Here is a 21,418-nt window from a genome sequence, read left to right on the forward strand (position 1 = left end):
GCTACGGCGTCCGTCGCCGCAGCGTCGCAGCCGCCAAGCACAGCGACGCAATCGCGAAGGCCAAGACGACGACGATATCGCGAACCGCGATGTAGGTCAGCTCGGGATGCGCCGATACTTGCTGCAATGCCTCCAGCGCGTAGCTGGCCGGCATCGCGTTGCTGACCCACTCCAGCCAGGTAGGCAGCACCGCTCGGGGCACGATGATGCCGGCCAACAACAGCTGCGGCACCATGACCAGGGGTATGAACTGTACTGCCTGAAACTCCGTGCGGGCGAACGCGCTACACAACAATCCCAGGCCGACCCCCAGGACCGCGTTGACGATCGCGATCACCAACACCCACACCGGGCTGCCGGCGGTGGTGAAGCCCAAGAACCAAAACGACACGACGGTGGCCACGACCGCTTGCGCTGCCGCCGCGATCGAGAACGCAGTTCCGTAGCCGAGCAAGAGGTCGAGCCGGCGCAGCGGCGTGGTCAGGATGCGCTCCAGCGTTCCCGAGGCTCGCTCGCGCTGCATTGTTATCGACGTGATGATGAACATGATGAAGAGCGGGAAGAGACCCAGGATGATCAGGCAGGCGTTGTTGAACGGCGTCGGCGTGCCTGGACGGTGCGGGGCATTCTCGAACATGAAGTACATCAGAGTTATCACCAGCACCGGCACCAGCAGGATCATCGCGATGCTGCGGTGATCGGCGGCCAGCTGGCGCAGGATTCGCGCTGTGGTGGCTGTGTAGGGCTTTAGTTGCCCATGGAGCCCTACCCCGCTCGGAGCTCGGTGTTGCGGCGGATGATGGACAGAAACGCCTCCTCCAGTGACGTGCATCCGGTGTCCTTTCGTAGTTGGGTCGGCGTGGTATGGGCAACGAGATGGCCATCGCGCATCAGCACCAGATCACCGCAATGGTCTGCCTCGTCCATCACGTGGCTCGATACCAGCAGCGTGGTCCCGCTGCGGGCGAGGTCGGTGAACTGCTCCCACAGATCGACTCGGAGCACCGGATCGAGGCCGACGGTGGGTTCGTCGAGAACCAAGAGCGCAGGTTTGCAGACCAACGCGCACGCGAGCGACACCCTGGCGCGTTGGCCGCCGGAAAGGTTGCCGCAATAAACCAACGCGTGATCTGTTAGCCCGACCCGCTCGAGGGCAGCGTCGGCGGCGTGGCCGTCGAAGCCATACAACGACGCGATGTAACGCACGTTGTCGATGGTCCTGAGGTCGTTGTAGATGGTCGGGTCCTGCGGCATATAGCCGACACGTCGGCGCAGCGGGGCCGAACCCGCCGATTCGCCGAGTACGGTCACCTCGCCCGACGCCACGATCTGGGTGCCGACGATGCAGCGCATCAGCGTGGTCTTGCCGCAGCCGGACGGGCCCAAGAGGCCGGTAATGGTGCCGCGGGCAATGCGCAGTGAGATGTCATTCAGCGCCGGATGCTTGCCGCGAATGACCCGCAGATTTGCGATGCTGACGGCCGGCTCGGTGTGCGTCACCAGTAATTCATCGCACGATGAACTCATCATAGGATGAATATCCGCTTCTGCCACTCAGTTGTCAAGTTCGGGCTGGTCCCGTCACTCACTGCCGTTCGTGCTTGCTTGGCTGGGGTCACTCGACTCCCGGGTTTGATGGGTCGTCTCGTTCCCGTCACTCACTGCCGTTCGTTCCGCTCACTCGACTCGCGGGGGGTGCACAATCTGTCTGGTGAGCGCGGAGGAAATGGGGGTCGACCCGGTCGAGGCGGCGCATAGCCTCTTGGGCGCCACCATCGCCGCCCGCGGGGTGACCGCGATCGTCGTCGAGGTCGAGGCGTATGGCGGAGTCCCCGACGGTCCCTGGCCCGACGCCGCGGCACACTCGTATCGCGGCCTCAACGGGCGCAACGCCGTCATGTTCGGTCCGCCTGGCCGGCTTTACACCTACCGCAGTCATGGGATCCATGTCTGTGCCAATGTCGCGTGCGGCCCCGAGGGCACTGCGGCCGCCGTTCTACTGAGAGCGTGCGCCATCGTTGACGGCGTTGCTACTGCGCAGTGCCGACGCGGCGCCGCGGTCCGGCCCGTGGCGCTCGCGCGCGGCCCCGGAAACCTTTGTTCCGCGCTTGGAATTACCATGGACGACAACGGCATTGACCTCTTCGCCGAGGATAGTCCGGTATCACTGGGCCTCCAACCGGGCCGACCCGAAGGCAGTGCTGCGATATCGGGTCCGCGGGTCGGTGTCAGCAAAGCGGCCGACCGGCCGTGGCGGTTGTGGCTGGCGGGTCGTCCGGAGGTATCGGCGTATCGGCGAAGCCCGCGAGCGCCGGCCCCGGGCGACAGCGACTAGCCAGGATGACCCTGGAAGGATTGCCAGGCATGGGCGCACATTCTCCGGGGGTCCTCGACGAGCTGAGCTGGCGTGAATTGATTGCACAGTCCACGGACCTCGAAGCGTTGGGCGCCGAATTGCAGCGCGGGCCGATGACGGTCTATGCCGGGTTCGACCCCACCGCACCAAGCCTGCATGCCGGAAACTTGGTTCCGTTGTTGGCTCTGCGGCGCTTCCAACGCGGCGGCCATCGCCCCATCGTTCTCGCCGGCGGGGCCACCGGCATGATCGGTGACCCGCGTGAGGTCGGCGAACGCAGTCTTAACGACGTGGACACCGTCGCCGACTGGACCGAGCGGATTCGCGGGCAGCTGGAACTGTTTGTCGAGTTCGATGATTCGCCGACGGGCGGGATTATCGAAAATAATCTCGAGTGGACGCGGTCCATGTCGGTGATCGAGTTCTTGCGTGATGTCGGCAAGCATTTCTCAGTCAACGTAATGCTGGATCGCGACACCATCCGGCGGCGGCTCGAGGGCGAAGGGATCTCCTACACAGAATTCAGCTACATGCTGCTGCAGGCCAACGATTACGTCGAACTGCGCCGGCGCCACGGGTGCGTGCTGCAGATTGGCGGCTCGGATCAGTGGGGCAACATCATCGCCGGGGTCCGCCTGGTGCGTCAGAAGCTCGGTGCTGCAGTGCACGCGCTCACGGTTCCGCTGGTGACCGCCACCGACGGCACCAAGTTCGGCAAGTCCACCGGGGGCGGCAGTTTGTGGCTGGACCCACAGATGACCAGCCCCTACGCCTGGTACCAGTACTTCGTTAACACCGCTGATGCGGATGTGATTCGTTATTTGCGGTGGTTCACTTTTCTGCCGGCCGACGAGCTGGCCGAGCTGGAGCAGGTAACGGCCGAGCGTCCGCAACAACGCGCTGCTCAACGTCGGCTAGCTCGAGAACTCACTGTCCTAGTGCATGGCGACGCAGCCACCGAAGCCGTTGAACACGCCAGCCGGGCGCTTTTCGGCCAGGGCGAGCTGACCCGCCTCGACGAGGCGACGCTCGCCGCGGCGTTGCGCGAAACCGCCGTCGCCGAACTCAAACCGGGCACTCCGGACGGCATAGTCGACCTGCTGGTGGCCACTGGCTTGTCAGCCAGCAAGGGTGCCGCGCGCCGCACGATCGGCGAAGGCGGGGTGTCGGTCAACAACATTCGCGTCGACAGCGACGCGTGGTCTCCACAGGCCTCGGACTTTCTGCACGGTCGTTGGTTGGTGTTGCGTCGCGGCAAGCGAAATATTGCCGGGATCGAGAGGAACTGAAAGGGGGCTCGGCGCCCACCGGGATGGTCACCGTAGGCCGGCCTGACCGATAGTGAACCCCGGATGGTTGCGGATTGCCTTTGCCCCGGGCGGATCCACCGTCGAGCGTCGCTACGTGGTGGGGCGCACTTGGCGGGCTGATGCCGTGTGCAAGGAAGGAAGATCCAGCGGGGATCTTAGCGCGTGGGTGGGTGGGATAGGGCGCGCTAAGACCCCCGCTGGCGATCGAGATCATTGACAGAAGTTGCGCGCACTCACACTGGCGTGCGTCGGGCTATGTCGCCGCCGTTCGGGGCCGCGCGAATGATCTCGGTTTGGCAGCACAGCATTTAGAAAACGTGACACCAGTGTGGACTGAGCTCGAGTGTGGGCTGAGCTCGCTAGCTGGCTGCTCGTTCACTATTTTGTTGTGATCCGGCGGGGATCTCAAACTTGGGGGATTGGGAGGCGATGAGATCCCCGCCGAGGCTTGGCGACGAATGTCCGGGAGTGTCTGGCTCACTCGTCGTTGTTGGCGTGGACCGCCGGAAGCCTTTCCGGTCGATTTCCGCGCCGAGACCCATTGTTGGATCGTTTGGAGCCACCGGGTATCCCACGACCAGTTGTTGGGCGGGTGGAAATCCGGTTCCTCCAGCCGCATGATGGCGTTGTCCTCCGATCGGAGGACACGGGAAGAACTGTCGCCCCTCGACGTGCTGAAACACCAGGCTGGGAACCGGGCCGCTCGATTCCGCTGGCACTAGTGCCGGCCGCGCGGTCGGACCCGCCGCAAAACGCGTTAGTGTGCAAACCTTGACCTCACTGTGTTGTGCATGTGACTCATGTACAGCACTGTTGTCCCGGAGATTCCAGTGGCGCAAGTGCAGTAACGGACAGGTGAGAACTGGGCGATGAGTGCACATCTAGCCGAGCCGAAGCGGACCTGGCGAGCAGGCCGCCAGGTGACAGCCCTTTTGGGGCTGATTGTTGGGGTGTTTGGTGCGGCCGGGAGCTGCGCAGCACCGATCCAGGCCGATTTGATGGGTAATGCTTTTCTGGCGGCGCTGGACAACGCCGGTATCTCGTACAGTCAACCGGTAACCACGATGACGTTGGGCCGGTCCGTCTGTCCGATGGCGGTGGAGCCGGGCGGGACGTTCGAGTCCGTGACGACGGCCATGGCTGAACGCATCGGCATAGGGCGCGACGCGGCGGAAGCGTTCACCATCGTCGCGATAGCGACGTATTGCCCCGCGATAATCGCGCCGCTGCTGCCTGACCGACTACAGGCCTAAAACTCACCTTCGAACTGCCCGCGCTGGCTGCAGGCAGTCGGGTTGCCCGCACCAGTCATCCTGGGCCGCAGCGGGCCGCGTCAATGGCTGATTTCCGCGCTACGATTAACCCGATGACCAGGTCAAGCGTCCCTGGGTTGTTGGTCAGCTGCGAGGACTGGATCGCGCGGCTGAAAGGGGCCGCCGCGTCTGGGCAGTGTGTGGACTTGGCTCCGGGAGAAGACCTAGAACCTGCGGATGGGGCGACCTGGAGCCCCGATCGGCGGGTCCCCGCTGCCGCCTTGCGCGCGGTTCTTACCTGCGCTGACCTTGTCGTCGACAGCGGCGGGCTGCGCATTCGGGGTGCACGAATCATAGGGGCGCTGGACTTGAACCACGTGGTGTTTCGCCATCCCCTGTACCTGATCCAGTGCCTGCTCGACGAGACGCTGTGCATTACCGGGGCGACGATTCTCGATCTGAATCTCCGCGGCACTCATCTGCCCGGCATTGACATGGTGCGGTCCGAGATTACGGGATCAATGTTCGCCGGAGACGGGTTTGAAGCAGCCGGAGAAATCCGCGCCTCGGGGGCTAAGATCCAAGGCGATCTCGACGTCAGCGGCGCCACTCTCAACAACCCCGAGGGCTGTGCCCTTAACCTCGACATCGCAGAGATCGGCGGCAATTTGGTCGCCGCCGGCGGCTTTCAAGCCAACGGCGAAATCAGCGCTTTGCAGGCTGCCATCAAGGGCCAACTCGACCTTCGTGGCGCCACGCTCACCAACCCCAACGGCTGCGCCCTCATCCTCAACGGCGCCGAGATCGGCAGCAGCGTGTTTGCCGGGGAGGCGTTTGAAGCCAACGGAGAAATCCGCGCCTGGGATGCGACGATCAAGGGCCCCCTCCGCCTCAGCGGCGCCACCGTCACCAACCCCAACGGCTGCTCCCTGAACCTCTTTGGCGCCGAGATCGGCAGCAGCGTCTATGCCGGGGACGGATTTGAAGCCAACGGACAATTCCTCGCCTGGGCAGCCACGATCAAAGGCCAGCTCTACCTCAGCGGCGCCACACTCAACAACCCGAACGACTGTGCGCTGAGCCTCAGCGGCGCCGAGATCGCCGACAACCTGCTCGCCGGGGACGGTTTTGAAGCCCGCGGAGAAATCAACGCCATGGGTGCCCGCATCAACGGCGACTTCAGGCTCAGCGGTGCCAACCTCTACAACCCGAACGGCGTCGCCCTCAATCTCAAAAAGGCAAAGCTCGGTGTGTTGACGCTGGCGCCCGAATCGGTCCAGGGGCCAATCGTGTTGAACCGGGCCGTCATCGAGGATCTGGTAACCGCCTCCAAGGATCCGCCGCCCGTAGTCGCCACTGGGTGGACCCTCGGCGATATTCACGGACCACTTCGGTACGACTGGCGCATCGCCAAAAAGTGGCTCAACGCCAAGTCGCCGTCGAGCACTCAGCCTCCGCGACGCGAGCAGAAAGGCCGTGCGCCCGTGCAGCCGTGGTATGAGCTGGCCGACGTGTACGAGCGCAACGGTGGTCCGGCAGCCGCGCGCCATCTCCGGTTCGCGGCAGCGAACAAGACGACCAAGCAATCCCCTTGGCCGACCAAGTTGGTCCGTAGGGCCTACCTATTGCTGGCGGGCAACGGCTACTACCCGTTGATCGCCGCACTGTGGCTGCTGCTCGTTGTGGTGGCAGGGTGGCGGCTAGTAGCTACCAATCGGGAAGACATCCTTCCTGCCCACGAGGTGGTCGCGGCGATACAACACCAGATGGGGGACCGTGCGCCCCCTATCACGGCCGAGACGCCCTGCGAAAAACTGTCGGATCTCGCCAAAGCTGAGAACATCAAAACCTTGCGGGCATATCCCTGCATGACCTCGTTCGCATTTGCCGTGAACACGATTTTGCCGGCGGCCGGTGGGGTCATCGAATCGGATTGGGTGGTGGCACCTGACGCCACTCGTGCGCTCACGCTCGGTTTGCCGATGCTCAAGTTCACCGCATGGGGTCTGGCGGCTCTCCTGCTCGCGGCGATCACCGGACTGCTTCGCAAGACATAGCCACTCGAGAGCGCAATCACGGCGGTCGTAGGAGTCAATTGTGAGCCGGCCCGATGCGCCCGTAACCTCTAGCGCGTGGTCGACGACAGGCACGATGGAGGCGATCAGCGCCGACCCCGGACGGCCTCGGGCGACGCGCCACGCCGTGGACAACGGCGCGATCGCGATGGTGCCCGGTCGGCTCCGGGCCGTGCGCGAAAAACGAAGCCCCAAGCTGCTTCCGCCGCCGGCGATCGCGACGATCGTTCGCCCCAGGACGAGCCGGCAATTCCACCTCATGTGGAGGCCAAGCAACTCGCGCCCGAGATCCGGCGCGAACTAACCACGCTCGACCGAACCACCGCCGAAGCGGTGGCGCGTCACCTCGTGGTTGCCGGCGATCTGCTGGCCGACGACCCGGAAGCTGCACTGAGTCATGCGCGCGCGGCCCGGGCTCGGTCCAGCCGGATCGCCGCGGTTCGCGAAGCCGTCGGGATCGCTGCCTACCATTGCGGCGACTGGGCACAAGCCTTAGCTGAATTGCGTGCCGCCCGAAGAATGGGCAGCAAGTCCGAGTTGCTTGCCCTAATCGCCGATTGCGAACGCGGTCTCGGCCGGCCTCAGCGCGCCATCGAACTAACACGCGGAGCCGAGGCGGCACAGCTCGACGGTGACGACGCCGACGAGTTACGCATCGTTGTCGCCGGTGCGCGCGCGGATCTCGGGCAGCTCGAACAGGCGTTGACCGTGTTGTCCACGCCGCAGCTGGACCCGAAGCGCAGCGGGGCGACCGCTGCGCGACTCTTCTACGCCTATGCCGAAACACTGTTGGCGTTGGGCCGCGACGACGAGGCGCTGCACTGGTTTCTGCGATCAGCGGCCGCCGATATCGAGGGCGTCACGGACGCCGAAGACCGTGTCAATGAGTTGGGCTAGGTGATGGGGCACAGCATTGCGCAGGACTATGACTGCCTGCTGATCGACTTGGACGGGACGGTGTTCCGCGGCCGTGAGCCCACCGAAGGCGCCGTTGAGTCGCTCGACGCCATCCGCAGCCGCAAGCTCTTCGTCACCAACAACGCATCCCGCAGCGCCGACGAGGTCGCCGCGCACCTCAGCGAGCTCGGCTTCAGCATCGTCGGCGACGACGTCGTCACCAGCGCCCAAAGTGCCGCCCACCTGCTGGCCAGCCAGTTGCCACCCGACTCCAAGGTGCTCATTGTCGGCACCGAGGCGTTGGCCAACGAGATCGCCGCAGTCGGGCTCTGCCCGGTGCAGCGTTTTGACGATCTCCCCGACGCGGTTGTCCAGGGCCTATCGATGACCATCGGTTGGTCGGAGCTCGCCGAGGCCGCGTTGGCCATTCGGGCGGGTGCGCTGTGGGTGGCGGCCAATGTCGACCCCACGTTGCCCACCGAGCGCGGCTTGCTGCCCGGCAATGGGTCCATGGTGGCGGCGTTGCGGGCGGCGACCGGTGTCGACCCGCAAGTGGCGGGCAAGCCCGCGCCCACATTGATGACCGATGCGATCTCTCGGGGCGATTTCCGCGCTCCGTTGGTGGTCGGTGACCGTCTGGACACCGACATCGAGGGCGCCAATGCCGCGGGGCTGCCCAGCCTGATGGTGCTGACCGGGGTCAATGGCGCGCGGGACGCGGTATACGCCGACCCGGCGCACCGGCCGACGTACATTGGCCATGACCTGCGCTCTTTGCACAAGACCGGGAAGGTGCTCGAAGTAGCGCCACAGCCCAGCTGGCAGGTCGACGTGCGCGGCAATGCGGTAACGGTCCGCCACAACAGCGACCACGACGCCGTCGCTGTGGCAGACGATGGATTGTCGATCGTGCGGGCCGTCGCAAGCGCGGTGTGGAAGATGTCGTCCTCGGATCTTCAAGGGGAGCCCTTGCGCATCGAGCCGGCCGACGAGCGGGCCGGCGCGGCACTAAACCGCTGGTCGCTGATGCGTGGCGACTAGCCGGTGACTAGCGTAGGAACGCAATGACTATTGATCCTGAACAGATTCGCGCTGAAATCGAAGCACTCGTTTCTCAGCTGCCCGATCCCGCAGATTTTTCTGCCGACACCGAAAATGGGCCGTCTCTTGCCGAGCTCGAAGACATCGCACGCCGTCTATCGGAGGCACACGACGTGTTGTTGACTGCCCTGGAGTCGGCGGAGAAGGGCTGAGTGCTCCGTGGCCCGGCGTGCCCGCGTCGACGCTGAGTTGGTGCGACGCGGCCTTGCCCGCTCCCGCCAACAAGCCGCGGAGCTGATCGGTGCCGGCAAGGTGTTCATCGACGGCCTACCCGCCGTCAAACCGGCCACCGCCGTTTCGACCACGGCGAACCTGACCGTCGCAGCCGACGGCGAACGCGCCTGGGTGTCGCGCGGCGCGCACAAACTTCTTGGAGCGCTGGACACGTTCGGGCTTTCGGTGGTGGGTCGGCGCTGCCTCGACGCCGGTGCATCCACCGGTGGGTTCACCGAAGTCCTGTTGGACCGGGGCGCTACCGAGGTGGTAGCCGTCGATGTCGGGTATGGCCAGCTCGCATGGTCGCTGCGTAATGATTCCCGAGTGGTGGTCGTCGAGCGGACCAACGCACGCGACCTGTCGCCCGAAGCGATCGGCGGCCGCGTAGACCTGGTCGTGGCCGACCTGTCGTTCATCTCGTTGGCGACTGTGTTGCCCGCTCTGATTGGATGCGCTTCGCCGAGCGCGGATATCGTTCCAATGGTGAAGCCACAATTTGAGGTGGGGAAAGGCCAGGTTGGCCCTGGCGGAGTGGTTCACGACCCGCAGTTGCGGGCAGGCGCGGTACTCGCCGTCGCACGACGTGCGGGGGAACTCGGCTGGCACAGCCTCGGGGTCGCGGCCAGCCCGCTGCCTGGCCCAGCGGGTAATGTCGAATACTTCCTATGGCTGCGTGCCCGGACTGAGCGGGCACTGTCGGCTGAAGGGTTGGTGGATGCGGTGCAGCGGGCAATGAGCCCCCCGGCAGCGATGCGAGCCGGGACCGGCCGGGCCGGGTGCACCACCGGCTTGCGGGGGAGAGCAGGGCAATCACAGCGAGGCTCGCAGTGACGTCGCAACCGAGCGCTCAACGCACAGTGCTGCTGGTCGTCCATACCGGGCGCGATGAAGCCACGGAGACGGCACGGCGCGTCGAGAAAGTTCTGGGTGACAACGGAATTGCGCTTCGGATGCTGTCCGCGGAAGCAGTGGACCGGGGATCGTTGCACCTAGCCCCCGACGACATGCGCGCCATGGGTGTTCAGATCGCGGTCGTCGACGCGGACCCGCAGGCTGCCGAAGGCTGCGAGCTGGTGCTGGTTCTCGGTGGCGACGGCACCTTCTTGCGAGCGGCCGAGCTGGCTCGCAACGCCAGCATTCCGGTGCTGGGCGTCAACCTTGGCCGGATCGGCTTTCTGGCCGAGGCCGAAGCCGAGGCCATCGACACGGTGCTCGAGCACGTTGTCGCACGGGACTATCGGGTGGAGGACCGCCTCACCCTCGATGTGGTGCTGCGTCAATGCGGCCGCATCATTGACCACGGTTGGGCGCTCAACGAAGTCAGTTTGGAAAAGGGCCCGCGGTTGGGTGTTCTCGGGGTGGTCGTCGAGGTCGACGGACGACCGGTGTCGACGTTCGGCTGCGACGGGGTATTGGTATCGACACCGACCGGATCCACCGCGTACGCGTTCTCCGCGGGTGGCCCGGTGCTGTGGCCCGACCTCGAAGCGATCCTGGTGGTACCCAACAACGCTCACGCGCTGTTCGGCCGACCCATGGTCACCAGTCCGGATGCCACGGTTGCCATCGAGATAGAGGCTGACGGTCATGACGCCCTCGTGTTCTGCGACGGGCGTCGCGAAATACCCACCCCGGCCGGCAGCCGACTCGAGGTCACCAGATGTGCCACCCCGGTGAAATGGGCGCGGCTGGACAGCGCGCCGTTCACCGACCGCCTGGTGAGCAAGTTCCGGTTGCCGGTCGCCGGTTGGCGCGGGAAGTAGCGGCGCACTCCGTGCTATCGGAAATACGGATCGAGTCGCTCGGTGCCATCAGGGTCGCGACGGCAGAGTTTGATCGCGGCTTGACCGTGTTGACCGGCGAGACGGGCACCGGTAAGACCATGGTGGTCACCGGGTTGCACTTACTAGGTGGCGGTAGGGCCGACGCGACCCGGATCCGCTCCGGGGCGGAGCGCGCCGTTGTTGAAGGCCGTTTCACCACAACCGATCTCGACGACGCCGTAGCCGCCACCCTCGATGAGATTCTCGATTCGTCGGGGGCCGAGCGTGACGAGGACGGCAGCGTGATCGCGTTGCGCTCGGTGAGTCGCGACGGACCGTCGCGGGCCTACCTTGGCGGGCGGAGCGTGCCGGCCAAATCCCTGGGTAGCTTCACCACCGAGCTGCTGACCCTGCATGGGCAGAACGACCAGTTGCGGTTGATGCGCCCCGATGAGCAACGTGGCGCGTTAGACCGATATGCAGCAGCCGGCGCAGCCTGCGAGCGCTATCGCAAACTGCGTGACGCGTGGCTGTCGGCACGACGTGACCTCACCGACCGCCGTAGCCGGGCCCGGGAACTTGCGCAGGAGGCAGACCGGGTGCAATTCGCGCTCAACGAGATCGACACTATCGACCCGCAGCCAGGAGAGGACGAGGCGCTGGTCGCCGACATCGTCCAGCTCTCGGAACTGGACACACTGCGCGAGGCCGCGGCGACCGCGCGCGCCGCATTGTCGGAGACGCACGAAGCGGAGTTCGGTCTGAGCGCCGCGGACAGCCTCGGCCGGGCAAGGGCGGCGCTGGAAGCGACCGACGATACTGCGCTTCGGGCACTGGCCACGCAGATTGGCGAGGCGCTGACGGTGGTGGTCGATGCCGTCGGCGAGCTTGGCGATTACCTGGATGCGCTGCCAGCCGATGCCAGTGCGCTCGACGCCAAGCTGGCTCGCCAAGCCCAGCTGCGGACGCTGACCCGCAAGTACGCCGCCGATATCGATGGCGTGCTGCAGTGGGCACAGGACTCCCGCGATCGGCTGGCCCAACTCGACGTGTCAGAAGAAGGGTTGGCTGCGCTGGAGCTCCGCGTTGATCAGCTTGCGCGCGAATTATCGCAATCCGCAGTCGATCTCAGCAGGACTCGGCGTAAGGCAGCCAAGCGACTGGCCAAAGAGGTCACCGCCGAGCTGGCTGCTCTAGCGATGGCCGATGCCGAATTCACCATCGGCGTGACCTCCGACCTGGCCGACGACGAGGACTCGGCGGCTCTCAAGCTGGAATCTGGCGAGCTGGTCCGCGCCGGTGGGGATGGCATCGACGCGATCGAGTTCGGATTCGCCGCACATCGCGGGATGACGGTGCTGCCGCTGGCCAAGAGCGCGTCCGGGGGCGAGTTGTCCCGGGTGATGCTTGCCCTGGAAGTGGTATTGGCGACTTCGCGGAAGCACGGGATCGGCACCACGATGGTGTTCGACGAGGTCGACGCCGGTGTCGGCGGCTGGGCGGCGGTACAGATCGGACGGCGGCTGGCGCGGCTGGCCCGCACTCACCAAGTCATCGTGGTCACCCATCTGCCCCAGGTCGCGGCCTACGCCGAGGTGCACCTGGTGGTGCATAGCAGCGAAAGCGACGGTGCAAGCGGGGTACGGTGCCTGACCCACGACGATCGGGTGGCGGAGCTGGCCCGGATGTTGGCTGGGCTTGGGGACTCCGACAGTGGCCGCGCGCACGCGCGTGAACTGCTCGACGCGGCGCGAAGTGACCGGCTCGACTGAGTGCGGGCGCGCCTTCCTCCGGTAGTGCGGCCGGTAGTGCGGCGCCGTGCAGCTGGCGGCCAGCGATGTTTGCTCGATCACGGTGGCTCGGCCGGGCGACCGCGCCGTCACCCGCGCTCCAGCGGGTGTGACGGGAGTGGCGTCATATAACTTATGGGGCCAATGTTACGGCGCGCCTCCCGGCCCGAGCCGCGCTTCAGCGACAGAATCGCCCCCATGAGGATGACAGCGCTCTTGTCCCGGAACACCTCCCGGCCGGGTCTCGTCGGCACCGCGCGGGTCGACCGCAATATCGACCGACTGCTGCGTAGGGCGTGTCCCGGTGACATCGTCGTCCTCGATGTTCTGGATCTGGATCGCATCACCGCGGATGCCCTGGTGGAAGCCGACATCGCCGCCGTCGTCAACGCGTCCCCGTCCGTGTCCGGCCGCTATCCCAACCTGGGCCCGGAGGTCCTGGTCACCAACGGTGTCACCCTGATCGACGAGACCGGGCCTGAGGTTTTCAAAAAGATCAAAGATGGCGCCAAGGTTCGTCTCCACGAGGGCGGGGTGTACTCCGGCGACCGCCGGCTGATCTGCGGCACCGAGCGCAGCGACCATGACATCGCCGAGTTGATGCGAGAGGCGAAGAGCGGACTGGCAGCCCACCTGGAGGCTTTCGCCGGCAATACGATCGAGTTCATTCGCAGTGAAAGCCCGTTGCTGATCGACGGCATCGGTATCCCCGACATCGACATCGACCTGCGGCGCCGTCACGTCGTGATCGTCGCCGACGAACCCAGCGCAGCCGATGACCTGAAGTCGCTTAAGCCGTTCATCAAGGAGTACCAACCGATACTGGTCGGAGTGAACAGCGGCGCGGACGTGTTGCGCAAGGCAGGTCATCGCCCGCAACTCATCGTCGGCGACCCCGAGCAGGTCAGCACCGACGTCCTCAAGTGTGGTGCCCAGGTGGTGTTGCCCGCCGACGCCGACGGTCACGCACCGGGCCTGGAACGCATCCAGGATCTCGGCGTCGGCGCGATGACGTTCCCGGCCGCGGGTTCGGCGGTGGATCTGGCCCTGCTGTTGTGCGACCACCACGGCGCGGCGCTGCTGGTCACGGCCGGACACACCGCCAACATCGAAACCTTCTTCGACCGCACACGCGTGCAAAGCAACCCGTCAACCTTTCTCACCAGACTCCGGGTAGGGGAGAAGCTGGCCGACGCCAAGGCGGTCGCCACCCTGTACCGCAGTCACATCTCCGGCAGCGCCATCGCTTTGCTGGTCCTCACCATGTTGGTCGCGATCATCGTGGCGTTGTGGGTCTCGCGCACCGACGACGTGGTCCTGGATTGGTTCGTCAACTACTGGAACCGCTTTTCTCTGTGGGTGCAGCACTTGGTCACATAGGTTCGATGACTGGCGACGCGCTGCGCCCGGTCCCGCCGCGCTTGCGATCACCACGAGCTATTCGAAGGACGGTGCTCTCATGATCTCGATGCGTCAACACGCGATCTCGCTGGCGGCAGTTTTTCTGGCGCTGGCGGTGGGCGTTGTCCTGGGATCGGGCTTTTTCTCCGACACGGTGGTGTCCGGTTTGCGTGACGAGAAGCGCGACCTGGCCACCCAGATTTCAGAACTTGACCAGCAACGGAATGCGCTCAACGAGAAACTCAATGCGGCAAACAACTTCGACAGCCAGGTCGTCGGCCGGATAGTGCACGACGCGCTGGGCGGCAAGTCAGTCGTTGTTTTCCGCACTCCGGATGCCAAGGACGACGACGTCGCCGCGGTGTCGAAGATCGTCGGGGATGCCGGTGGCGCGGTCACCGCAACACTGCGGCTGACCCAGGAGTTCGTCGACGCCAACTCCGCGGAGAAGTTGCGTTCGGTGGTGAATTCGGCGATCCTGCCGGCCGGTACGCAGTTGAGCACCAAACGTGTCGACCAAGGCTCCCAAGCTGGCGACCTACTCGGCATCGCGTTGCTGATCAACGCCAACCCGGACGCGCCAACCGTTGATGACGTTCAGCGCGACACCGTGCTGGCGGCGCTACGTGAAACCGGTTTCATCACCTACCAGCCAGACGACCACCTCGCAGCCGCGGACGCTGCGGTGGTCATCACCGGGGGTGCGCTCCCGGAGAATGCCGGCAACGAGGGGGCCAGCGTGGCGCGGTTCGCCGCTGCCTTGGCATCGCATGGGTCGGGCACCGTGCTGGCCGGCCGCGACGGTTCGGCGACCGGAAACGCGGCCGTCGCGGTGGCCCGGGCCAATGCCGACATGGCGGCCACGATCAGCACCGTGGATGACGTCGATGCCGAGCCCGGGCGGATCACGGTGATCCTGGGTCTGCACGATCTCATCAACGGCGGCCAACCGGGGCACTACGGCATCGGCCCCGGCGCCGCATCGGTCACCGTCGCGCATTAGCGGTCTTTTCTCCTGGCGGGCGTGTTCCCGGCGGTAGGACGTCGCGGATGTTAGGGTGGGTTTCCGTGGGTCGGCAGGCCCAGAGCTAGTACAGGCTAAAAACGTTCACGCCCTGCCCGTCTTCACGGAGGTCGCTTTAGTGCGTAGGCACCCGCATACCACCACCAAGCACCTCTTCGTCAGCGGTGGAGTCGCTTCCTCGCTAGGCAAAGGGCTCACCGCCAGCAGTCTCGGGCAGCTATTGACCGCCCGCGGGTTGCACGTCACCATGCAGAAGCTCGACCCGTATCTCAACGTCGACCCGGGAACCATGAACCCGTTCCAACACGGCGAGGTCTTCGTGACAGACGACGGGGCGGAGACCGACCTCGACGTGGGCCACTACGAGCGGTTCCTTGATCGCAATCTGACTGGCTCGGCGAATGTCACTACCGGACAGGTGTATTCGACCGTCATTGCCAAGGAACGCCGCGGTGAGTATCTCGGTGGCACGGTGCAGGTGATCCCGCATATCACCGATGAGATCAAGCGGCGGATCCTGGCAATGGCCGAGCCGGACGACGCCGGCCACCGCCCAGACGTGGTCATCACCGAAATCGGCGGCACCGTGGGCGACATCGAGTCACAGCCATTTCTGGAGGCGGCGCGGCAGGTCCGGCACTATCTCGGCCGGGAGGACGTGTTCTTTCTGCATGTGTCGCTGGTCCCCTACCTCGCGCCGTCGGGTGAACTCAAGACCAAGCCGACGCAGCACTCGGTCGCGGCGCTGCGCAGCATCGGTATCAGCCCGGACGCGCTGATCCTGCGGTGCGACCGCGACGTCCCTGAATCGCTGAAGAACAAGATCGCCCTGATGTGCGACGTCGACATCGATGGCGTCATCTCCACTCCGGACGCACCGTCGATCTACGACATTCCCAAGGTGTTGCATCGCGAGGAGCTCGACGCGTTCGTGGTTCGTCGCTTGAACCTGCCGTTCCGTGACGTGGACTGGACCGAGTGGGACGATCTACTCCGCCGGGTCCACGAACCACATGAGACAGTGCGAATTGCTCTGGTGGGCAAGTATATTGAACTTTCCGATGCGTACCTGTCGGTCGCCGAAGCGTTGCGCGCCGGCGGTTTCAAGCACCGCGCAAAGGTCGAGGTTAGTTGGGTGGCGTCCGATGATTGCGAGACGCCCAGTGGTGCGGCGGCGGCGTTGGAAGACGTTCATGGTGTGCTGATTCCGGGCGGGTTCGGTATCCGGGGCATCGAAGGCAAGATCGGCGCGATCCGATATGCGAGGGCGCGGGGGTTACCGGTATTCGGGCTATGCCTCGGCTTGCAGTGCATTGTGATCGAGGCGGCCCGCTCAGTCGGCCTCACCGACGCGAACTCGGCCGAGTTTGATCCCGAGACAACGGATCCTGTCATCTCCACGATGGCTGATCAAGAAGACATCGTGGCCGGCGAAGCCGATCTTGGCGGCACCATGCGTCTAGGCGCCTATCCCGCTGTGTTGGAACCAAATTCCATTGTGGCCCAGGCCTATCAGGCGACACAGGTTTCTGAGCGGCATCGGCACCGGTACGAGGTCAACAACGCTTACCGCGATCGGATCGCCGAAAGCGGTCTGCGAATCTCTGGAACTTCACCCGACGGGAGTCTGGTGGAGTTCGTGGAATACCCGCCAGAGCAGCATCCCTTCGTGGTCGGCACGCAGGCCCACCCCGAGTTGAAGAGCCGACCCACTCGCCCGCATCCGCTGTTCGTCGCATTTGTCGGGGCTGCTATCGACTACAAGGCTGGCGAGTTGCTGCCTGTCGAGATTCCCGAAATCCCCGACCAGCAAGCCCCCAACGGTAGCCAGCATCGGGAAAGTGTCGGCCAGCCGCTTCCCGAGCCCGCCGTCCGTGGCTGAACACGTCTTCGAGACGACATCGTCCGAAACCTTGCACTCTGGCAACATTTTCGCGCTGCGCAGCGATCGGGTGCGGATGCCGGGCGGCGACATCGCGGTCCGCGAGGTCGCCGAGCACTACGGCGCGGTGGCGATTGTGGCGCTCGACGCCAATGACCGCATCCCGCTGGTCTATCAGTACCGTCACGCATTCGGTCGACGGCTCTGGGAATTGCCCGCTGGGCTGCTCGACGTCGCTGGCGAACCACCGCAGCGCACCGCCGTCCGCGAGCTGCAGGAGGAGGCTGGGTTGCAGGCCAGCACCTGGCGGGTGCTTGTCGATCTGAATTCCGCACCCGGGTTCAGCGACGAATCGGTGCGGGTCTTTCTGGCTACCGGACTCAGCGAGGTAGCCCGACCCGAGGCTCATCACGAGGAAGCGGACATGACGATGCGCTGGTTTCCCATCGCGGAGGCCGCCCGCCAGGTGTTGCGCGGCGAGATCGTCAATTCCATTGCCATCGCCGGTATCTTGGCCGCGTACTCGGTGACGACCGGCTTCGCCGAATCGCGCCCGCTGGACAGCGCGTGGCTCGACCGACCGACGGCGTTCGCGGCGCGGAAGGCCGCTCGGTGACCGCACCCGCGCTACAGACACAGTTGCAGGGCTACCTCGAGCACCTCACGATCGAGCGCGGGGTTGCCGCGAACACATTGAGTTCCTATCGGCGCGACCTGCGCCGCTACTCGCAGCACTTGTCGGAGCGCGGGATCAACGATCTTGCCAAGGTCGGCGAGGACGACGTCAGCGACTTCCTGGTGGCACTGCGGCGCGGGGACCCCGACTCCGGCGCGGCGGCGTTGTCCGCGGTGTCGGCGGCGCGAGCGCTGATTGCGGTGCGGGGCCTGCATCGGTTCGCAGCGGCCGAAGGGCTGGCCGATCTGGACGTGGCGCGAACGGTGCGGCCGCCGACACCAGGTCGTCGATTGCCCAAGAGCCTGACGATCGACGAGGTGCTGGCCCTTCTCGAGGGCGCCGGTGGCGACAACCCGGCCGACGGCCCGTTGACGCTGCGCAATCGCGCGCTGTTGGAGCTGTTGTACTCAACAGGGTCGCGGATCTCCGAGGCCGTCGGGCTCGACGTCGACGATATCGACACCCACGCCAGGTCGGTGCTGCTGCGTGGCAAGGGCGGAAAGCAGCGTCTGGTCCCGATGGGACGGCCCGCCGTGGCGGCGCTCGACGCCTATCTGGTGCGGGGGCGCCCGGACTTGGCTCGCCGTGGCCGAGGAACGCCGGCGATCTTTCTCAATGCGCGCGGTGGTCGGTTGTCGCGGCAGAGCGCGTGGCAGGTCCTGCAGGATGCCGCCGAGCGTGCCGGTATCACCTCTGGGGTATCGCCGCACATGTTGCGGCATTCTTTCGCCACGCACCTGCTCGAAGGGGGAGCCGACGTCCGGGTTGTCCAGGAACTACTCGGCCACGCCTCGGTAACCACGACGCAGATCTATACTCTCGTCACCGTTCACGCGTTGCGCGAGGTGTGGGCCGGAGCCCATCCACGCGCGCAGTAGCCCACTCGGCGACGATGCGTGCCGCGGGGCGTTTCAGCCCAGGTACTCCGATTCCAGCACCAGGTCAGGCACCAGTGTTTGGTATTCGAGGTGCGTCCGGTGCTCGGTGGTGTTCCACCGCTTGCCTTGCTGCTCGCGCATGTAGGCGCGATATTTCGGCGCGCCCGGTATCTTCACGTTGTCGGCCACCACAATGGAGCCCGGGTGCAGCCAGCCCTGGTCGAGGATGCTCTGCAGGTCGGTCAGGTAGACCCGCTTGTCATGGTCGAGGAACACGAAATCAAGGTTCTCGCTGGCGAATCCGTGTTCTTTGGCCAGTGCGTTCAGGGTGCGCCCGCCGTCGTCGATGGTGCCCACCACGCATGTCACTCGGTCGTCAACGCCGGCGTGCGCCCAGATTCGGCGGGCATTGGTCGCGTTGGCATCGGAGAGTTCGATGGAGTACACCTTGGCGGTCGGGGCGGCGCGCGCGATGCGTAGCGCTCCGTAGCCGCAGTAGGTGCCCAGCTCGAGTGCCAGTGCTGGTGTTGCGCGCCGGACCGCGGCGTCGAGCAGCTTGCCCTTTTCGTCGCCGACGTTGATGAGCATCGACTTCTCGTAGGCGAATTTGTCGATGGTGGCCAGCACGTCGTCGACGTCGCCAGCTCGCGCATGCGCAAGCACGTAGTCGACGACGGCCGCTTCGCGTCCGTCTCCGACCTGGCCGGTTGTCAAGAGTTTGCGGAAGCCGGGTGCCATGCGTAGGACCGACCACCGCAACGGGGTCAATCGCGTTTTGAGGCTCATCGGATCCAGCATACGTACCAGTGCCAGGTGTCAACATCACCGTGCGAACGGAAACGTTGTTGACCAGGCGAAGTCGCTGAGGTGCTGTGCTCCTGAGTTGACGAGCGAGGCTGGCTGAGTACGCGCGAGCCTCCGGATCCGTCGGACACTTTGCGTGGGTACTTGCCTGTTCTGGTTCTGTACGGCATGTTTACAGGAGGAGTGCCGGAAAGTCTGGTCGGCGCCCGGCTCGCAGCGAGTCGGGTTCGTCTTCGTATGGCTAGAAGGTGCTTGCCTGATGCTAAAGCGAATCGCTCGAGAACTCTTGTCCGGCTTGACTGTCGCGATCGTTTCGCTGCCCTTGGCGATGGGCTTCGGCATCGTAGCGACCGGCACATCCGAGGGTGCGCTTGTCGGACTGTACGGCGCCATCTTCGGCGGTTTTTTCGCGGCGGTGTTCGGCGGTGCACCCGGACAGGTCACCGGCATTACCGGCCCCATCACTGTGGTCGCAACGGCCATCATTGCTGCGCACGGACTCGAAGCCGCGTTCTTCTCGTTCATGATGGCCGGCGCGTTTCAAGTCCTGTTCGGGGTCTGCCGACTCGGTTCGCTCATCCGCTACATCCCGCACCCTGTGATCTCCGGATTCATGGGAGGCATTGCGCTCATCATCCTCATGACCCAACTGAAACAAGTGCGCCTGAGCTTCCTGCTGGTGGCGGTGTCCATCCTGTTGCTGTTGCTGTCCGGCAGGCTGATCAAATCGATTCCGGCGAGCCTCATCGTCCTGATTATCGTCACCTCGCTATTGCCAGTGGTCGGATCATTGCTGGAGGATCTGCGTATTGGGTCGGTCGTCATCAACAGGACGGTCGAGTACATCGGCAAGATTCCAGAAGCCATGCCGTCGCTACATTTCCCGGAGCTCAGCGGTTCGCTGTTTCTGCAACTTCTGACCTCATCGCTGGCCATTGCGCTGTTGGGCTCGATCGACTCGCTGCTCACCTCGGTCGTGATGGACAGCATCACCGGCGGTCGGCATCGCAGCAACAAGGAACTGATTGGCCAGGGGATTGGAAACATGGCCGCCGGACTCTTCGGTGGTCTGGCCGCCGCCGGCTCGACTGTCCGATCCGTGGTGAACATCCGAAGCGGTGGCCGCACCCCGCTGTCGGCGGCAACCCACAGTGTCGTTCTCTTCATCTTTGTCGTGGGCCTCGGTGTCGTGGTGCAGTACATCCCGCTCGCGGTGCTGTCAGGCATCCTGATACTGACCGCTTTGGGCCTTTTCGACTGGAAGGCCATGCGCAAAGCACACGTGTCGCCCAAGGGCGACGTCGCCGTGATGTTCACGACGATGATCGTCACGGTCCTGGTGGACCTCATCGTCGCGGTGGGGGCAGGAATCGCCCTCTCGCTGGTCATTCATGCGTTCCGATCCCGGCGCGGCAGGGCGCATGTCACCCAAGACGAAGCCGGCACTTACCGCATCGATGGTCCCTTGTCGTTCCTGTCGGCCTATAGCGTGTTCACCCCGCTACGTGATGGCCGCACCCATGTAACTCTCGACCTGGAGAAGGTCACCTACCTGGATACTTCCGGTGCCCAGGCCCTCCTGTATTTCATTGACCACTCCGAGATGGACGGTATCGAGGTATCCCTCAGGCAGATCCCACCGCGTATTGAGGACCAACTCGTCGCGTTAGCGGACCAACAGCAGCGGGACAAGCTGAAAACCATCGTCGAATCGGGCTGATCTGCGCAGCGGACACAGGATTGCCGACGGACCGCAATTATGTTGCATAGCAAGAGCATTCGCTGTGTTTCGGAACGCGCCGGCGCCCGTCGCGAGGGCGTCGGGGTGCCCGGCCGCGGGTCCGAGGAGCAAAGCGAGGTGGGCTGACCCGGCATTCGACTTGCGGCGAACGGCACGTGCTGGCTCTCGGGGGTTGCTGGGACGGGTCGGTTCACCGGCGGCCTGGTGCAGCGGGTATTGGCTGGTTGATTTGCCTGCGGGTCGCCTAGCTC

At 64.9% G+C, this 21,418-nt stretch carries 19 protein-coding genes; 16 read left to right on the top strand and 3 right to left on the bottom strand.

Annotation, left to right across the window (positions count from 1 at the left end; genetic code table 11):
• Position 1: 1 nt before the first annotated feature.
• Positions 2 to 832, bottom strand: a complete 831-nt coding sequence (locus F6B93_RS10410) for an ABC transporter permease (RefSeq protein ID WP_211699027.1) — start codon at positions 830 to 832, stop codon at positions 2 to 4.
• Entirely contained in the window at positions 766 to 1,530 is a 765-nt protein-coding gene (locus F6B93_RS10415; RefSeq protein ID WP_211699028.1) for an ABC transporter ATP-binding protein, read from the bottom strand. The genes F6B93_RS10410 and F6B93_RS10415 overlap by 67 nt, the downstream gene beginning before the upstream one ends.
• 181 nt (positions 1,531 to 1,711) lie before the next feature.
• Between F6B93_RS10415 and F6B93_RS10420 the strand changes: the two genes are divergently transcribed.
• The 15 genes from F6B93_RS10420 (at position 1,712) to xerD (ending at position 18,622) form a co-directional block, all read left to right on the top strand.
• Positions 1,712 to 2,335: a DNA-3-methyladenine glycosylase gene (locus tag F6B93_RS10420; protein WP_211699029.1), complete on the top strand. Its 624-nt coding sequence runs from the start codon at positions 1,712 to 1,714 to the stop codon at positions 2,333 to 2,335.
• 29 nt (positions 2,336 to 2,364) lie between these two features.
• Positions 2,365 to 3,645 (top strand): tyrosine--tRNA ligase, encoded by a 1,281-nt coding sequence (gene tyrS / locus F6B93_RS10425; RefSeq protein WP_211699030.1) that lies wholly within the window; start codon positions 2,365 to 2,367, stop codon positions 3,643 to 3,645.
• An 890-nt stretch (positions 3,646 to 4,535) separates the two neighbouring features.
• A complete protein-coding gene (locus F6B93_RS10430; RefSeq protein ID WP_211699031.1) occupies positions 4,536 to 4,919 on the top strand; it encodes a DUF732 domain-containing protein in 384 nt (127 codons plus the stop codon).
• A gap of 113 nt (positions 4,920 to 5,032) precedes the next feature.
• The gene (locus F6B93_RS10435) at positions 5,033 to 6,976 is read left to right on the top strand and encodes a hypothetical protein (protein WP_211699032.1); all 1,944 of its coding nucleotides are present in this window, start codon (positions 5,033 to 5,035) and stop codon (positions 6,974 to 6,976) included.
• Positions 6,977 to 7,051: 75 nt separating this feature from the next.
• On the top strand, positions 7,052 to 7,891 hold the full coding sequence (locus tag F6B93_RS10440; protein ID WP_211699033.1) for a tetratricopeptide repeat protein: 840 nt from the start codon (positions 7,052 to 7,054) through the stop codon (positions 7,889 to 7,891).
• Positions 7,892 to 7,894: 3 nt separating this feature from the next.
• Positions 7,895 to 8,932, top strand: a complete 1,038-nt coding sequence (locus F6B93_RS10445; protein ID WP_211699034.1) for an HAD-IIA family hydrolase — start codon at positions 7,895 to 7,897, stop codon at positions 8,930 to 8,932.
• A 23-nt stretch (positions 8,933 to 8,955) separates the two neighbouring features.
• A complete protein-coding gene (locus tag F6B93_RS10450) occupies positions 8,956 to 9,144 on the top strand; it encodes a hypothetical protein (RefSeq protein ID WP_211699035.1) in 189 nt (62 codons plus the stop codon).
• Between the two features lie 7 nt (positions 9,145 to 9,151).
• Entirely contained in the window at positions 9,152 to 10,039 is an 888-nt protein-coding gene (locus F6B93_RS10455; protein ID WP_211699036.1) for a TlyA family RNA methyltransferase, read from the top strand.
• On the top strand, positions 10,036 to 10,971 hold the full coding sequence (locus F6B93_RS10460; protein ID WP_211699037.1) for an NAD kinase: 936 nt from the start codon (positions 10,036 to 10,038) through the stop codon (positions 10,969 to 10,971). Before F6B93_RS10455 ends, F6B93_RS10460 begins: the two co-directional genes overlap by 4 nt.
• 11 nt (positions 10,972 to 10,982) lie before the next feature.
• Entirely contained in the window at positions 10,983 to 12,743 is a 1,761-nt protein-coding gene (recN, locus tag F6B93_RS10465) for a DNA repair protein RecN (RefSeq protein WP_211699038.1), read from the top strand.
• Positions 12,744 to 12,959: 216 nt separating this feature from the next.
• On the top strand, positions 12,960 to 14,141 hold the full coding sequence (gene steA / locus F6B93_RS10470; protein ID WP_211699039.1) for a putative cytokinetic ring protein SteA: 1,182 nt from the start codon (positions 12,960 to 12,962) through the stop codon (positions 14,139 to 14,141).
• Between the two features lie 79 nt (positions 14,142 to 14,220).
• Complete coding sequence (locus F6B93_RS10475) at positions 14,221 to 15,165, top strand: copper transporter (protein ID WP_211699040.1); 945 nt, start codon at positions 14,221 to 14,223, stop codon at positions 15,163 to 15,165.
• 139 nt (positions 15,166 to 15,304) lie between these two features.
• Positions 15,305 to 17,068, top strand: a complete 1,764-nt coding sequence (gene pyrG / locus F6B93_RS10480) for a CTP synthase (RefSeq protein WP_211699041.1) — start codon at positions 15,305 to 15,307, stop codon at positions 17,066 to 17,068.
• Positions 17,061 to 17,684 (top strand): NUDIX domain-containing protein, encoded by a 624-nt coding sequence (locus F6B93_RS10485; RefSeq protein WP_211699042.1) that lies wholly within the window; start codon positions 17,061 to 17,063, stop codon positions 17,682 to 17,684. Before pyrG ends, F6B93_RS10485 begins: the two co-directional genes overlap by 8 nt.
• Positions 17,681 to 18,622: a site-specific tyrosine recombinase XerD gene (gene xerD / locus F6B93_RS10490; RefSeq protein ID WP_211699043.1), complete on the top strand. Its 942-nt coding sequence runs from the start codon at positions 17,681 to 17,683 to the stop codon at positions 18,620 to 18,622. The genes F6B93_RS10485 and xerD overlap by 4 nt, the downstream gene beginning before the upstream one ends.
• A 33-nt stretch (positions 18,623 to 18,655) precedes the next feature.
• On the opposite strand, the gene F6B93_RS10495 is transcribed toward xerD, so the two are convergent.
• Entirely contained in the window at positions 18,656 to 19,408 is a 753-nt protein-coding gene (locus tag F6B93_RS10495) for an O-methyltransferase (RefSeq protein WP_211699044.1), read from the bottom strand.
• Positions 19,409 to 19,685: 277 nt separating this feature from the next.
• Between F6B93_RS10495 and F6B93_RS10500 the strand changes: the two genes are divergently transcribed.
• Complete coding sequence (locus F6B93_RS10500) at positions 19,686 to 21,146, top strand: SulP family inorganic anion transporter (RefSeq protein ID WP_211699045.1); 1,461 nt, start codon at positions 19,686 to 19,688, stop codon at positions 21,144 to 21,146.
• Positions 21,147 to 21,418 lie beyond the last annotated feature (272 nt).

Origin of the sequence: Mycobacterium spongiae, from assembly GCF_018278905.1 — a bacterium.
Lineage (GTDB): Bacteria > Actinomycetota > Actinomycetes > Mycobacteriales > Mycobacteriaceae > Mycobacterium > Mycobacterium spongiae.